At 62.9% G+C, this 13,797-nt stretch carries 16 protein-coding genes; 13 read left to right on the top strand and 3 right to left on the bottom strand.

From position 1 onward, the window contains the following. The first annotated feature begins 1 nt into the window (after window position 1). The 9 genes from DTX69_RS17395 (at window position 2) to DTX69_RS17355 (ending at window position 7,957) form a co-directional block, all read left to right on the top strand. Window positions 2-1,090, top strand: a complete 1,089-nt coding sequence (locus DTX69_RS17395) for an ABC transporter ATP-binding protein (protein WP_119302817.1) — start codon at window positions 2-4, stop codon at window positions 1,088-1,090. Further along, on the top strand, window positions 1,087-1,551 hold the full coding sequence (locus DTX69_RS17390; RefSeq protein ID WP_119302816.1) for a hypothetical protein: 465 nt from the start codon (window positions 1,087-1,089) through the stop codon (window positions 1,549-1,551). Before DTX69_RS17395 ends, DTX69_RS17390 begins: the two co-directional genes overlap by 4 nt. After that, on the top strand, window positions 1,552-2,382 hold the full coding sequence (locus DTX69_RS17385; RefSeq protein WP_119302815.1) for a phosphoenolpyruvate hydrolase family protein: 831 nt from the start codon (window positions 1,552-1,554) through the stop codon (window positions 2,380-2,382). It begins immediately after the preceding gene. A 31-nt stretch (window positions 2,383-2,413) separates the two neighbouring features. Continuing rightward, a complete protein-coding gene (locus tag DTX69_RS17380; RefSeq protein WP_162917306.1) occupies window positions 2,414-3,172 on the top strand; it encodes a type 1 glutamine amidotransferase domain-containing protein in 759 nt (252 codons plus the stop codon). Window positions 3,173-3,283: 111 nt separating this feature from the next. Beyond that, the gene (locus DTX69_RS17375; protein ID WP_119302813.1) at window positions 3,284-4,072 is read left to right on the top strand and encodes an AraC family transcriptional regulator; all 789 of its coding nucleotides are present in this window, start codon (window positions 3,284-3,286) and stop codon (window positions 4,070-4,072) included. A 128-nt stretch (window positions 4,073-4,200) separates the two neighbouring features. Then, window positions 4,201-5,052, top strand: coding sequence for a sugar phosphate isomerase/epimerase family protein (locus DTX69_RS17370; protein ID WP_119302812.1), 852 nt, complete (start codon window positions 4,201-4,203; stop codon window positions 5,050-5,052). Continuing rightward, complete coding sequence (locus DTX69_RS17365; RefSeq protein ID WP_119302811.1) at window positions 5,053-6,246, top strand: Tm-1-like ATP-binding domain-containing protein; 1,194 nt, start codon at window positions 5,053-5,055, stop codon at window positions 6,244-6,246. Window positions 6,247-6,257: 11 nt separating this feature from the next. Next, complete coding sequence (locus tag DTX69_RS17360; RefSeq protein WP_119302810.1) at window positions 6,258-7,175, top strand: SRPBCC family protein; 918 nt, start codon at window positions 6,258-6,260, stop codon at window positions 7,173-7,175. A gap of 11 nt (window positions 7,176-7,186) precedes the next feature. Beyond that, window positions 7,187-7,957 carry an SDR family NAD(P)-dependent oxidoreductase gene (locus DTX69_RS17355; RefSeq protein WP_119302809.1) on the top strand — a complete coding sequence of 257 codons (771 nt, stop codon included), beginning with the start codon at window positions 7,187-7,189 and terminating at the stop codon, window positions 7,955-7,957. On the opposite strand, the gene DTX69_RS31020 is transcribed toward DTX69_RS17355, so the two are convergent. From DTX69_RS31020 to DTX69_RS17340, 3 genes are all read right to left on the bottom strand, one after another. Further along, window positions 7,942-8,124, bottom strand: coding sequence for a cbb3-type cytochrome oxidase assembly protein (locus DTX69_RS31020; protein WP_119302808.1), 183 nt, complete (start codon window positions 8,122-8,124; stop codon window positions 7,942-7,944). The two genes, DTX69_RS17355 and DTX69_RS31020, sit on opposite strands and share 16 nt — an antisense overlap. A gap of 39 nt (window positions 8,125-8,163) precedes the next feature. After that, the gene (locus DTX69_RS17345; RefSeq protein ID WP_284735867.1) at window positions 8,164-8,541 is read right to left on the bottom strand and encodes a DUF805 domain-containing protein; all 378 of its coding nucleotides are present in this window, start codon (window positions 8,539-8,541) and stop codon (window positions 8,164-8,166) included. A gap of 120 nt (window positions 8,542-8,661) precedes the next feature. Further along, the gene (locus tag DTX69_RS17340; protein WP_119302806.1) at window positions 8,662-9,975 is read right to left on the bottom strand and encodes an iron-containing alcohol dehydrogenase; all 1,314 of its coding nucleotides are present in this window, start codon (window positions 9,973-9,975) and stop codon (window positions 8,662-8,664) included. 165 nt (window positions 9,976-10,140) lie between these two features. Here DTX69_RS17340 and DTX69_RS17335 point away from each other — a divergent pair, with 165 nt between their 5' ends. The 4 genes from DTX69_RS17335 (at window position 10,141) to DTX69_RS17320 (ending at window position 13,780) form a co-directional block, all read left to right on the top strand. Beyond that, entirely contained in the window at window positions 10,141-11,142 is a 1,002-nt protein-coding gene (locus DTX69_RS17335) for a sugar-binding transcriptional regulator (RefSeq protein ID WP_119302805.1), read from the top strand. A gap of 86 nt (window positions 11,143-11,228) precedes the next feature. Further along, window positions 11,229-11,951, top strand: coding sequence for an SDR family oxidoreductase (locus tag DTX69_RS17330; RefSeq protein WP_119302804.1), 723 nt, complete (start codon window positions 11,229-11,231; stop codon window positions 11,949-11,951). Next, window positions 11,952-12,890 (top strand): carbohydrate ABC transporter permease, encoded by a 939-nt coding sequence (locus DTX69_RS17325; RefSeq protein ID WP_284735849.1) that lies wholly within the window; start codon window positions 11,952-11,954, stop codon window positions 12,888-12,890. After that, entirely contained in the window at window positions 12,890-13,780 is an 891-nt protein-coding gene (locus DTX69_RS17320) for a carbohydrate ABC transporter permease (protein WP_119302803.1), read from the top strand. The genes DTX69_RS17325 and DTX69_RS17320 overlap by 1 nt, the downstream gene beginning before the upstream one ends. The last annotated feature ends 17 nt before the right edge of the window (window positions 13,781-13,797 follow it).

Raw genomic sequence — 13,797 nt, 5'->3', positions numbered from 1 at the left:
CATGTCGACGATCGAAGTACGCAAAATCACCAAGAAGTTCGGCGAGTTTGTCGCCGTCCGGGATGCCGACCTGTCGGTCGCGGCAGGAGAAGTCGTCTGCCTGCTCGGTCCGTCGGGCTGCGGCAAGACGACGACGCTCCGCATGATTGCCGGCCTCGAGCGCGCGACTGCCGGGGACGTCGTGATCGCAGGGCAGCGCATGAACGATCTATCGCCGGAGAAGCGCAACATCGCCATGGTTTTCCAGTTCTACGCGCTTTATCCGGCGCTGACGGTCGGCCAGAACATCGCGATGCCGCTCCACCACGAAGGCATCGGGACCGCCGAGATAGCTGTGCGTGTCAACAAGGTCGCCGACATTCTGCATCTGAGCGACGTTCTGGACCGGTTGCCGGGACAAGTCTCCGAAGGGGAGAAGCAGCGCGTCGCCGTCGCCCGCGCGATCGTCCGCGACCCCAACTGCTTCCTGTTCGACGAGCCGCTGTCGCGGTTGGATGTGGAGCTGCGCCATTCCATGCGCGGCCAGATCAAGGCCGTGCTGTCAAACCTCTCCAAGGCCACGGTCATCGTCACCCACGACCAGCTCGAGGCCCTGACCATGGCGGACCGCATCGCCATCATGCGCGACGGCCTGATCGAGCAGGTTGGGAGCCCGCACGAGGTCTTCGCCAGGCCCGCGAACATCTTCGTCGCGAGCTTTATCGGGACGCCGCAGATGAATCTGATCGAGGCGGAGTTCAAGGGCTACGGCAATGGCAAGGCGACGGTCACATTCGACCAGCAGGATGTCGATCTCAGCGTCAATCCCGCGGTCGCGAACCTGAGACCGGGCAGGGTCACGGTCGGCGTGCGCCCGCGCGCTTTCTCGGTCGTCCCCGAGGATACCGCGGATACGATCGACGCGATGGCCGAGCTCATAGAGCCGATGGGAGCGGAAACGCTGATCCACGCCCGAACGAAGACCGGCAGCGACATCAGAGTGGTCGTTCCGCGCGACAAGAAGGTGAAGACCGGCGAAGCGCTCTACCTCGTTCCGGATCCAGCGCAGACCCACATCTTCGCAGAAGACGGAAAGGCGGTGCGCGTATGAGCAGCAGCGACCAAGGTAACGGCGGAATGACGCCTGCGGCCGCGCGGCGGCTCGAGTACACGGTCATCGGGCTCGGTGTGCTGGCGCTCCTGATGATCTTCCAGCCGTTCAACATCGCGCTCTTCACGGCGGGGTGCGGCCTCGTCGTGCTGGCGGCACTAATGAACAATCTGCTGCCACTGGCGCAGCCCGGCGTGCCGAAGCGCTCGGTGGTGAAGGCGGGGATGATCGTCGCCCTGATCTTCTGCATCGTCCTGCTGGTCGCGATCTTCGCGGCGTACCTCTATGGCCACTTCTTCCTGAAGCCGCCGGATCCCAACACCATCATGGGTAAGGCCCAGCTCAGCGCAAAGCCCTGGTACATGCACGGTTTCACTTGGACCATCGCGATCGTCGCCTGCGTCCTGGCCGGCCTGCTGACGCTGCAGAGCCGCCGCAGGAATCCGGCAGAGGGGAGATAAATGCCTCGCATCGCGCGCAAGGAACTGTTGGAACGATTCCGTGGGATGATCGCTCGGAAAGAACCGATCGTCGGCGCGGGAGCAGGAACCGGCCTGTCCGCCAAGTGCGAGGAAGCCGGCGGTGCCGACCTGATCATCATCTACAATTCCGGCCGTTACCGTATGGCGGGGCGCGGCTCGCTGGCGGGCATTCTCGCCTACGGCAACGCCAACGAGATCGTGAAGGAGATGGCCCGGGAGGTCCTGCCGGTGGTCAAGCGCACGCCGGTGCTGGCGGGCGTGAACGGCACCGATCCGTTTCTCCTGACCGATCACTTCCTCGATGAACTGAAGACCCTGGGGTTTTCCGGCATCCAGAACTTTCCCACGGTCGGCTTGATCGACGGCGTCTTCCGCCAGAACCTCGAGGAAACCGGCATGGCCTATGGGCTGGAGGTGGATCTGATCGCAAAGGCGCGCGAGAAGGACCTGCTCACCACGCCTTATGTCTTCAATGCGGAAGAGGCCGCGGCAATGACCAAGGCGGGTGCCGACATCATCGTTACCCATCTCGGTCTTACCACCGGGGGCAGCATCGGCGCCGGGACCGCCTTGAAACTCGAGGACTGCCCGAAGCTCATCGATGAGTGGGCGGAAGCCGCGCGCAAGGTGCGCAAGGATGTGATTGTCCTCTGTCACGGCGGGCCGATCTCGTCGCCACAGGATGCCGCCTACATCCTCAAGACGGTTCCCGGCATTCACGGCTTCTACGGCGCCAGCTCGATGGAACGCCTGCCGGTCGAGACAGCGCTCACCGAGCAGGTCCGGACCTTCAAGAAGATCGCGTTCTGATGTTGAATCAACTTCTTTCGGGAGAATGAAGATGAGCAATTCTATCCAACCTGCCGCCGTCCAGCGCATGCAGCAGCTCATGTCATCGTCGCCGGTTCCCTCCATTTCCACCGAACTGCTGTCCACGGCCGACGGTGAGCTGAACCGCGAGCTCAGGAGCTTCCTGTTCGACCCGCCATCCGATCCCAACCTGCTCAAGGGCAAGCGCATCGCCATCTGCTGCACCAACGGCGTGGAGGAGGTGGAGATCCTCGGTGCCCACCGCTGGCTCACCGAGCACGGGGCCACGGTCCACATCGTCTCGCCGCGAATCGGCGAATTCCATCCGACGCTGGGGCTGCGGTTCCCGCCGCAATGCGCCACCCACGTGCTGGCCATCCGCCTCATGGAGAACGCCGGCTGGCTGAAGATCGACCGCTACACGGATGAGGCAAAGGCATCGGACTACGATGCTGTGCTTCTGCCGGGTGGCTGCTGGAACCCCGATGCGCTGCGCATGGACAAGCACGCCCTGGCCTTTGTGCGTGCCATGTACGAAGCCGGCAAGCCGACGACCGCCATCTGCCACGGCCAATGGGTGATGGTCAGCGCCAAGATCCTCAAGGGCAAGCGCGCCACCGCCGTGTGGAACATCCAGATCGACCTCGAGAATGCCGGCGCCACCGTGCTCGACGAACCGTGTGTGGTCGACGGAAACCTGATCACGGCTCGCTTTCCCTATGACCTGCCGCGCTTGGTTCAGGCCATGGTGAAGCAGCTGACGAAGACCCAGGCGTCTGCGGCACAGTGAGCGCGATCGCGGATTCGTGACCTTGCACCGCCGGGTGGAAACGCTCGGCCGCGCTTGGCCTCGCTCTTTTTTCACCGGGTGGATGGAGGAGACTGCCTGAGGGGGCAACCCATGAACTATGCGGGAAGGGTGAGATACCGTGACGTGGAATTCCGAGATCTTGGTCGGGATGCAACCATTCCCTGCGACCCCGATAATCTCCCCGAGCTTCTCGATCACCTCGCGGATGTCTATTTCTATGTGAAGGACGTCAACAGCCGCTGGCAGGAATGCAATTCGGCGATTCTGACTCTCTTCAATGCCGCAAAGAAGTCGGATGTGTTGGGCAAAACCGATTGGGACTTCTACCCGGAAGAGATCGCGAAGGAGATCATCCAGGACGATCGCTCAGTCGTCGAGACCGGTCGGCCGATTGTCAGCAAGCTCGAGGTCATCGTGGACCAGGCCGGTCGCCTGCTCTGGGTCCTGACGACCAAGACACCGGCCCGCAACAAGGATGGGCAGATCTGTGGGCTTTTGGGACTGACCCGGCCGGTCAGCACGACAGACATGCTGCCCGAGGGCTACCGCCAGTTCTCCAAGGTCATCGCCCATGTCGAGGACCGTTATCGCACGTCGCTTGAGGTTTCCGAGCTGGCTGAGATCGCCTGCCTTTCGGAAAGCCAGTTCCGCAAGCGCTTTGTCAAACTCTTCAAGATACCGCCGTCGAAGTTCATCAATCGCATCCGCGTCCAGACGGCGGCAAAGCTGCTGCTGTCCAGCGACGATCCGATCGCGGAAATCGCTCTGCAATGCGGTTTCTGCGACCAGAGCTATTTCACGCGGCAGTTCTCCAGCTTCTTCGGCCTGACGCCGAAGCGGTATCGCGATCGTGGGGGCAAACGCAGCATGCCGGATTGAACGGATCGGCGGCGAGCGTTTCCTACAAGAATCGCCTCAGTCCCCACAAGACCGGTGGCGGGGTAAAAGCCAGACTGGGAGCCTGGAGGAAGGACAGCGATCGCCGTCCGCATTGAGGGGGAGATGAGATGAAATACGGATTCAACCTGCTGCTTTGGACGGGGCACGTCACCGATGAACATGCGCCGGTACTCAAGGCGCTCAAGAAGACCGGTTATGACAACGTCGAGATCCCGATCTTTGAGGGCACGCCCGATTACTATGCGCGGCTTGGGGAGCAGCTCGCCAAGCTGGAGTTCGACGTCACGACCGTGAGCGTGTTGGGGCCTGGGCAGAATTGCCTGGCCGACGACAAGGCAGAACGGAAAGCCGCGGTCGAGCGGGCGAAATGGGTCATCGATTGTACCAAGGCGCTCGGCGGGTCGATCATCGCCGGCCCGATGCACTCGCAGCTCGGCCACTTCACCGGTCAGGGGCCCACGGCGCAAGAGCGCAAGCGCGGGATCGAGTTCCACCGGCAGGCCGGTGACTATGCTGCGAAGCATGGCGTGCGCTTCGCCCTCGAGGCCTTGAACCGCTTCGAATGCTACTTCCTCAACACCATGGAGCAGCTGGCCAACTATCTGGACGAGGTGGACCATCCTGCGGTCAAAGGCATGTACGACACGTTCCATGCCAACATCGAGGAGAAGGACCTGCCGGCCGCCATCAAGACCATCAAGCGGCACATGATCCACGTCCATATCTCGGAGAACGACCGCGGCACGCCGGGCAAGGGTCATGTGGCGTGGGCCGCGACCTACAAGGCGCTGCGGTCCGCGAAATACGATGGCCGGCTGACGATCGAGGCGTTCGGCCGTGGAATCCCGGCGCTCGCGGCCGCTACCCGCGTCTGGCGCGACTTCTTCCCCAACAAGGAGGAGGTCTATAAGTTTGGCTTCAAGCACATGAAGCACGGCTGGGCCAATGCGGGGCGGTGAATGTCCAAGATCTATGTCGTCGGCACCTGCGACACGAAAAGCGATGAGCTGCGCTTTGCCTGCGATTGCATCCGCAAGGCGGGAGCAAAGCCGATCCTGGTTGACGTTTCGACCGCTACGCCGGACGAGGAAGCCGACATAACGGCCGAAACGGTCGCCAGCCACCACCCCAACGGCAGTGCTGCGGTCCTGGGCCTGACCGATCGCGGCCAAGCCGTCTCCACCATGGCGGAGGCACTGAAACGCTACCTCCTGTCGCGGAAGGATGTCGGTGCCGTCTTGGGCCTCGGCGGGTCGGGCAACACCGCGATCGTCACGGAGGCGATGCGCGCTCTGCCGGTGGGCGTGCCGAAGATCATGGTCTCGACACTCGCCTCCGGCAATGTGGCGAGTTTCGTCGGGCCGACCGATATCATGATGATGCATGCGGTCACCGACATTGCGGGCCTCAACGCGATCAGCCGGACCGTCATCGGCAACGCGGCCCATGCCGCCGCCGGCATGGCGCGAAGCCGCGTGCCGAAGGCGAGGAAGTCGAAGCCCGCCATCGGCTACACCATGTTCGGCGTCACCACGGCCTGCGTGAACGAGATCAGGCGGCGCCTCGAGCCGGCCAGTGAAAGCTTCGTCTTCCACGCCACCGGCACCGGTGGGCAGAGTTTCGAGAAGCTTGCCGATTCCGGTTTCTTCGACGGCGTCTTTGATATCACCACGACGGAGGTAGCGGACTACCTCGTTGGCGGCATTCTCCCCTGCACGGAGGATCGCTTCGGCGCGTTCATGCGCAATCCGATTCCCTATGTCGGGTCGGTTGGTGCCTGCGACATGGTGAATTTCGGTGCGCGGGACACCGTTCCGTCACGCTTTGCCGGGCGCAAGTTCCACGTCCACAACCCTCATGTCACCTTGATGCGCACCACGCCGGAGGAGAATGCGAAGATCGGCGCATTCATCGTTGAGCGCTTGAATCGCATGACGGGGCCCGTGCGGTTCCTCCTGCCGCTCAAGGGCGTCTCGGCGATCGACGCGGAAGGCCAGCCTTTCCATGACCCTGCGGCCGATGTCGCGCTGTTCGAGGCCATCCGCAAAGGTTGGAAGCGCGCGAAGAACCGCAAGCTCATCGAGCTCGACCTTCACATCAACGATCCGGCCTTTGCCACCGCTGCTGTTGCGGCCCTCGACGACATTTCCTGACGGAGAAAATCATGGCGCGTGCCTATGCTTCAATCATCCTGAAAGCGCCGGTGGAAACCGTGTGGAGCCAGGTGCGCGACTTCAACAGCCTGCCCAACTGGGCGCCCGCGATCGCACGGTCCAAGATCGAGGACGGGCTCGAGTCCGATGTCGTGGGCTGCGTCCGGTCCTTCCACACCAAGGACGGCGAGCATGTCCGCGAGCGGCTGCTCACGCTCGACGACGCCAACTACACCTACACCTACAATTTCGAGAAGCCGGCCTTCCCGGTGAAGAACTACATCGCCACCCTGAGGCTCTATCCGGTCACCGAGGCGGACCAGACCTTCGCCGAGTGGGAAGCGACCTTCGACGAGGCGCCGGGCGATGAAGGCAAATACGAGCGCATCATCTCGCGCGAGGTCTTTGCCGCGAACTGGGCCAATCTCGCGAAGATCATCGCCGCCAAGAAGCCGAAAAAGCCGGACGGTGCCGTACGCTGGAAGGGCTTCGCGCCGAACAAGGTCTGGACCTCACGAGTCATCCGGGCACCGGTGGAAAAGGTCTGGCGCGTGATGCGCGACTTTGCCGGCATGGGCGCCTGGCACGAGGACATCAGCAAGATGCACATGCTCGGCGTGCGCTCCGACAAGGTCTCGGGCGTCCGCGACTTCTTTTTCGGCGACGGCCATTTGAACGAGGAGCTGCTGCATCTCTGCGACCGCACCCGCTCGTTCTCCTATCGCATCACAAAATGCGAGATCCCGTGGATCAACTACGTTTCCGGCCCGCGGCTCTGGCCCGTCACGGCCAACAACACGACGTTCGGTGTGTGGACCGGCGATTGGGACGCCAGCCCGCAGGATGATCTGGTGCTGATCCCGCGAACCGAGCAGAATGTCTACCAAAAGGCCTTTGCCACGGTCGAACGGAAGCTCCGCAGAAAATAGGAAGACGGACGATGCCTGAGTGGACGAAACGCTTTGCGCTTGATGGAAAGACCGCGGTGGTGACCGGCGCCACCAAGGGAATCGGGATCGAGGCCTGCAAGGTGCTGGCCGATGCGGGCGCCGACATCGCCGCTGTGGGGCGCGATAAGGATGGCCTCGCGGAGGTCAAGGCAGCGGTCGAATCGAAAGGCCGCCGCTGCGTGGCGATCGCGGCAGACATGGCGACGGCTGACGGCCCCGAGCGCGCGGCGAAGGACGCGCTCACCGCCTTCGGTGCGATCGACATCCTGGTGAACAATGCCGGCATCGCCCTGATCGATCCGCTGCTCGAAGCCAAAGTCGCGGATTGGGACATGACCATGGCGGTCAATCTGCGCGCGCCGTGGCTGCTGGCCAAGGCGCTGGTTCCCGGCATGATCCAGAAGCGGCGCGGCAAGATCATCAACATCTCCTCGCAGGCCGGCGTCGTCGGCCTGGAGGCGCACGGCGCCTACGCCGCGTCCAAAGGCGGCCTCAACATGCTCACCAAGGTCATGTGCGTCGAATGGGCGAAGCATAACATCCAGATCAATTCCGTGTGCCCGACGGTGATCCTGACGCCGATGGGCGAGCAGGTGTGGGGCAAGCCGGAGAAGGGCGATCCGATGAAGGCCAAGATTCCGGCGGCCCGCTTCGGCAAGCCAGTGGAGGTCGCCGACATGATCCTCTATCTCGCGTCCTCGGCGTCAGACCTCGTGAATGGCCAGGATATCCTTATCGACGGCGGCTACACGGCCGTCTGATCGTCGTCGAACAGGATCCGGCTGGCGGCGCTGTCCAGGTCGTCGTATTGCCCGCTGCGCAGCGGCCCACGGCTGGGCGCTATGCGGATGTACCCGCGATGCCAGACCAGAGCGCCGGGATGCTCTTTGAGATCAGCTCGTCGCCAACTCTTTCCCTCCGCCGGCAAGCCTCACCGGGTCGGCGCGCAGATGTCGGTGCCTGAGAATCATATCTGGAAGCTGCCGCCTGAGCCATATCGGTTCGCTCCAACTGTGCCTTTGAAGCACCCAAGCTCAACGATAACCCAGATGAAACCAATGATCGGCACGACAGAAAGGAGCAGCCACTTTGCCGACTTGTCGCGATCATGAAGCCGCTTAACAAGGATCGCGAAATAAATCCAGATGAGTAAAATCGAAACGATCAGGCCTACCAGCCAGACCCAGACCGGGACGGCCCCTGTGCGGTTATCGTAAGCGGCCAACCCACCAACTGCGCCGTTGAACAAGAAGATCAGGACCAACCAAGGAACGAAGACCACCCAGAAGGTTAGCCGATTATCCGGCCATTCAGTGAAAGCAGAACCTGCGGCACCCGCATTGATTGTCCCCAGACGTTGCGAAGCTGCTTGGATGCTCCCTCAAAGATTGTAGACTGTCAAGGTAACTGGAAAATGGCCGCGTATGGCCGCGGGCTGAGAGTGGCGAGACCCACGGAATAGCGCTTACCCTTCGCCGGCCGCGAACGCCTCGAGAATGCCGGCATCGGCTGCCACATCGAGTGCGGAATAGCGCCTTCGGATCTCGCGCGCATGGCATACGGCTTCGCGATAGAAGGCGACGTCGAGGCCCAGCTCCGCGGCCGTGGTCGGCCCGCCCGCGACCGCGAGGGCGTCTCGCATCACCTGCACCGGCACAGTGAACTCGGTCAATTCCGCGCGCAGCTCAGGCCAGATCGCTTCCAGCTTGGCGTTGAGCTTGTCGGCGCCGGCCGCGTCGAATGATTTCAGCGCCATCTCCGCTTGGCAGATCTTCGCCGCATCTGCGCCGAAGCGCCGCCGCATGTCGGCTTCGTCGATCCGCGTGGGATGGATGACCGGCGCTTTGTCGGAAGCAAGCAGCTTCGCCTGGAGCCGTGCCATAGTCAGGCTGGCGACGCCGACTTGCTGGCCATGCAAGGTGCCGGGGTGCCGCTCCCCCGCGAAGCAATCGATGTAGTGCGAGATCTGGTGCTCCCCCATCGAGCCGTGATTGGTCGTGCCGGTAAAGCTGACGCCGAAGCCGCACAGGGTGAGCACCCGGTGCAGGTAGCCGACCGCCTCGATGTCGCCCTTGGCGAGACCCGCGGCACGCTTCATCAGTTCCGCCTCGTCTGCCAACTCGAGCTGGAAAGGCACCTCCGAATAGGAGGTGCCCATGATCGTCTTGGAGAGCCAGCAATCGACCTGCGCCACCGACCGTGCCAGGCAATCGCCGAAGCCTGACGCGATCAGGTAGGTCGGCGCCGCCGCATTGACGGCAAGGTCGATGAACACGCCCTTCGGTGCGTGCGCCGGCTTGGAAAGCTTCAGCCCGTTGGCTTGCGCGATGGAGGCGGTGGTCGACGTGTACCCGTTCATCGATGGCGCGGTGGCGAACACGCAATAGGGCCGACCGTCCTGCGCCGTCACGTATTTGCAGAGATCGTTGATCGTGCCCGAACCGACTGCGACCACGGCATCGGCGTGCCGCACGCGATCCTGCAGCAGCGCGATGGTCCCTTCATCGGCGTGCGGGTGATCGAGGACCACGCTGTCAATTGTCGCGATTTTCTTCAGCGCTGCTTCGACGCGCGCGCCCATCACGCCATGGGTATTCTCGTCCGACACCACCGCGAGCCGGCCACGGAAACCAAGCTTGCCGACCAGGTCCGCCTCGGCGCCGTCCAGCCGCTCCTCGATCACGACCATCTTGTAGGGAACGGTCCCGGGCTTCCCGGTCTCGGGATTCGTCCATCGGCCTGCGACCATGTCGTCGATCAGCGATGTCCAGCGTGCCATCCGCGCATGCTCCCGAATCAAACGCGCAACTCTTCGCGACGAGCGATCCAACCGCTGTTGCAGTGCACAACAAACGTCACGAGCGAGTGGCATAGTTCCAGCGACCTTGACAAATGTCAATCTGTAGTGTCGTTTATCTGAAACGCTCATCAGAACAGGCGAAGCATGGCGCGCATCCTGGAGCGCAAAGCGACGCAGACCCGTGTCAAGCGGAGCACCTTATCGCCTCCGCCGGAGTTCGTGGGCGACCCGATCGTGTGGGCGGCTTGGCTCTATTACGAGGAGCGCATGACGCAGGAAGAGGTGGCGGACCGGCTGGGCGTGTCGCGCGCTTCCGTGGTGAACTTCCTGCAGGAAGCGCGGGATCGCGGCGCCGTGACCATCGCCGTCGCATCGGAGCATCTGCAGGCCGTCCGGGCCTCGCGCGACCTCTGCAAGCGCTTCGGTCTCAAGAGCTGCGTGGTCATTCCCGACGATGGCGGCCGGCTTGCGCTACACGAACGCATCGGACGTGCGGGCGCGCGGTTGCTCACCGAAATACTGGAACCCAACGATATTCTCGGCGTTTCCTGGGGCCGCACGGTGCTTGCCTTGGCCGCCGCCTTGCCCCGGGTCCGCCTGCCGGCCGTGTCCGTGGTGCAGATCACCGGCAGCGCGATCGGCACGTTCGAATTCTCGCCGGAACTCTGCACCTCCAACATCGCCAACCGGCTGGGCGCGCGCTGCATCAATCTGCACGCGCCGGGCATCGTCTCGAAGCCGGAGGTGAAGAAGCTGTTCATGCAGGAACCGGCCCTGGTCGAGCAGTTCAAGCTCATCAGGTCCTGCAACAAGATCCTGTTCGGCGTCGCCAATCTCAGCAGCGCCAGCACCGCCCTGCGCAGCGGCTACATGACGCCGGAAAAGCTCCGGCCCTATGTCGCCGGCGGGGCGATCGGCGTTATGGCCGGGCGTTTCTTCGACCGCGAGGGCAATCCCGTTCTTGGCCCGCTCGACGAGCAGATGATCGGAATCTCGTTGCGCGAGATCGCCAAGATTCCGGAGCGCATCTGCGTCGCCGGCGGTCCGGAGAAGGTCGAGGCGATCGATGCGATGCTGCGCGGCGGTTACGCGACCATCCTGGTGACGGACGAAACGACCGCGCAGGCTCTGGTCGAGCGCGAATAGGGAATTGGGCGCGGCACAAGCACGCGCTCTCTGACAAACCGGGCCAAAGAGCCTGGAACGAGATGGAAGACCGGGAGGAAGACGGAATGGCAAAACCGCTCGTCGTCATCACTGGTGCCAGCTCCGGAATCGGCGCTGCGACCGCGCAAGCATTCTCCGCCGAGGGGCATCCTTTGCTGCTGCTGGCCCGGCGGCTGGGACGCATGGAAGAGCTCGGCCTGCCCGACACGATGTGCCGCGCCGTCGACGTGCGCGATCGCGACGCTGTCGTTAGGGCTATCAAGGAAGCGGAGGCGCAGTACGGCCCCACCGATTGCCTGTTCAACAACGCCGGCATCGCCCGGCTCGGCGACATCACGAAGCAGAATCCCGCCGAGTGGGACGAGATGATCGACATCAACGTCAACGGCGTGATGAACGCTATCCACGCCGTCATGGGCGGCATGATCGCCCGCCGCCACGGCACCATCGTGCAGATGAGCTCGATCGCCGGCCGCAAGGTCTACCCCGACCACACGGTCTATTGCGGCACCAAGTATTTCGTGCACGGCGTATCCGACAGCCTGCGCCAGCACCTGGCGCCGCACGATGTGCGCGTGATGGTCATATCACCCGGCGTAATCGAGACCGAGGTGCTGGATCACGTCACCGACAAGAATACCCTCGCCAATTACAAGGCCAACAAGGTGAAGATGGGCGGCGGCATCTCGGCCGATCACGTCGCGCAGTCGATCCTGTTCGCCTACAAGCTGCCGCAGAACGTCCTGATCCAGGAGATCTGCATCACGCCGACCCGGCAGGAGTATTGAGTGGCGGAGCGGATGGAGATCTCGATCGCCGGCGACGGCAGCATGCGGCGGCCCGGCCGCTTGAACCTCCGGCATATCCTGAGCTCGGAGCATCCCCTGCCGTGGCTGTTCCCGGTGACGGCGGTGCTGATCGCGTTCGGCGTCTATCCGCTGCTCTATGCGCTCTGGCTGTCGCTGCACAAGCGCAACCCCGTGACGCGCCTCAGCGTGTTCGATCCTGATTGGAACTGGGTCAAGATTCTCGGGGATGAGCGCGTGTGGAACGCGATCGGGAACACCTATCTCTATACCGGAATTGCGATCTTCGTCGAACTCGTTCTCGGCCTCGCAATCGCGCTGCTGCTGGACTCGGATCGCAAAGGCTACGGCGTCCTGCGTGCGCTCATGACCCTGCCGTTAGTGGTGCCGCCGGCCGTCACCGGCATGATGTTCCTGCTCATGCTGGACGGCTCGTTCGGCGTGCTCAGCCGCACGCTCTATGCGCTGGGCCTGTGGTCGCCAGCCTATCCGATCCTGGCGACGTCGAGCACCGCCTTGTTCGGGATCCTGCTCGCCGACATCTGGCAATGGACGCCGTTCATGGTGCTGATCATGATGGCTGGCCTGCGGGCGCTGCCCAAGGAGCCGTTCGAGGCGGCTGCCATCGATGGGGCCAGCGCGACCCAGGCCTTCTTCAGGCTCACTTTGCCGATGCTCTCGCGCATCATCGCGCTCGCCGTGCTGATCCGCGGCGTCGACCTGTTCCGCATCTACGACTACATCAAAGTGATGACCGAGGGCGGCCCGGGCACCGCGACCGAGACCCTGACCGCCTATGCCGGCACGATCTATTTCAAGAATGCCGACTTTCCGTACGCCTCGACCATCGCGTTGCTGACGTTGATCCTGCTGCTGATCACCTCGGCCATGTTCATCAAGATCTTCAAGGTGAGGTTCTGATGTCGCCCAGCCTCGCCAAGCGCCTGCTCCGCGATCTCACCGCCATCATCGTGGTCGGCATCTTCATGTTCCCGCTATTCTGGTGGGGGCTGACCTCGTTCAAGCCGACCTCCGCCATCTTCAACAAGGACGAGGTGGTGTTCTTCGATTTCGAACCGACCCTCGTCAATTACGAGGTGGTGCTGCTCGGCAAGTCGCGGGCGGAGCTCGCCATCGAATCCGGGAATACCTTCGGCGTTGGCGGCGCCAGCTCTTACGATTCGCGCCAGACCATCATCGATTCCATCATCGTCGCCGTTTGCTCCACGGCCCTGACTGTGTTCGCGGGCGTCACCGCAGCCTACGCTCTCTCGCGGATGAAATTCCGCGGCCGGCAGGGCTATCTCAACTGGATCCTGTCGCAGCGTTTCGTGCCGCCGATCGCCATCATCGTGCCGGTCGTCTTCATGTTCCATTTTCTTGGCCTGCGCGACACACTGCTTGGCCTCATCTTCATCCATACGCTCATCAACGTGCCGTTGGCCGTTCTGCTGATGAAGAGCTTCTTCGACGACGTGCCGGTGGAGATCGACGAAGCCGCGATGCTCGATGGCGCGACACGGTTCCAGATCTTCCGGAAGGTGGTGCTGCCGATGGTGACCGGCGGCGTCGCGGCGACCGCGGTGCTGTGCTTCATATTCTCCTGGACCGAATTCTTGCTCTCACTATTCCTGACCAGCTCGATACGAACGCTACCGGTCAAGATTTCGACCTTTGTGACGTCCACCGGATCGGAATGGGGCTTCATCTCGGCGCTTGGCACGTCCGCCATCGTTCCGAGCTTCATCTTCATCCTGCTGGTGCAGAAGCAACTGGTGCGCGGACTGACCCTCGGGTCACTGAAGGAATGACAACGGAACGAGCGCGA

This window comes from Dongia deserti, from assembly GCF_003574735.1.
GTDB classification, from domain to species: domain Bacteria; phylum Pseudomonadota; class Alphaproteobacteria; order Dongiales; family Dongiaceae; genus Dongia_A; species Dongia_A deserti.
The sequence above is the reverse complement of the archived record's forward strand: the minus strand, read 5'-3'. Positions and strand labels throughout refer to the sequence as shown.

Bases quoted from the DNA above. Each gene is read 5' to 3' on its own strand.
- DTX69_RS17395 (WP_119302817.1), top strand. From the start codon at position 2: ATGTCGACGATCGAAGTACGCAAAATCACCAAGAAGTTCGGCGAGTTT.
- DTX69_RS17335 (WP_119302805.1), top strand. From the start codon at position 10,141: ATGGCGCGCATCCTGGAGCGCAAAGCGACGCAGACCCGTGTCAAGCGG.
- DTX69_RS17365 (WP_119302811.1), top strand. From the start codon at position 5,053: ATGTCCAAGATCTATGTCGTCGGCACCTGCGACACGAAAAGCGATGAG.
- DTX69_RS17370 (WP_119302812.1), top strand. From the start codon at position 4,201: ATGAAATACGGATTCAACCTGCTGCTTTGGACGGGGCACGTCACCGAT.
- DTX69_RS17385 (WP_119302815.1), top strand. From the start codon at position 1,552: ATGCCTCGCATCGCGCGCAAGGAACTGTTGGAACGATTCCGTGGGATG.
- DTX69_RS17320 (WP_119302803.1), top strand. From the start codon at position 12,890: ATGTCGCCCAGCCTCGCCAAGCGCCTGCTCCGCGATCTCACCGCCATC.
- DTX69_RS17390 (WP_119302816.1), top strand. From the start codon at position 1,087: ATGAGCAGCAGCGACCAAGGTAACGGCGGAATGACGCCTGCGGCCGCG.
- DTX69_RS17380 (WP_162917306.1), top strand. From the start codon at position 2,414: ATGAGCAATTCTATCCAACCTGCCGCCGTCCAGCGCATGCAGCAGCTC.
- DTX69_RS17330 (WP_119302804.1), top strand. From the start codon at position 11,229: ATGGCAAAACCGCTCGTCGTCATCACTGGTGCCAGCTCCGGAATCGGC.
- DTX69_RS17360 (WP_119302810.1), top strand. From the start codon at position 6,258: ATGGCGCGTGCCTATGCTTCAATCATCCTGAAAGCGCCGGTGGAAACC.
- DTX69_RS17375 (WP_119302813.1), top strand. From the start codon at position 3,284: ATGAACTATGCGGGAAGGGTGAGATACCGTGACGTGGAATTCCGAGAT.
- DTX69_RS17340 (WP_119302806.1), bottom strand. From the start codon at position 9,975: ATGGCACGCTGGACATCGCTGATCGACGACATGGTCGCAGGCCGATGG.
- DTX69_RS17355 (WP_119302809.1), top strand. From the start codon at position 7,187: ATGCCTGAGTGGACGAAACGCTTTGCGCTTGATGGAAAGACCGCGGTG.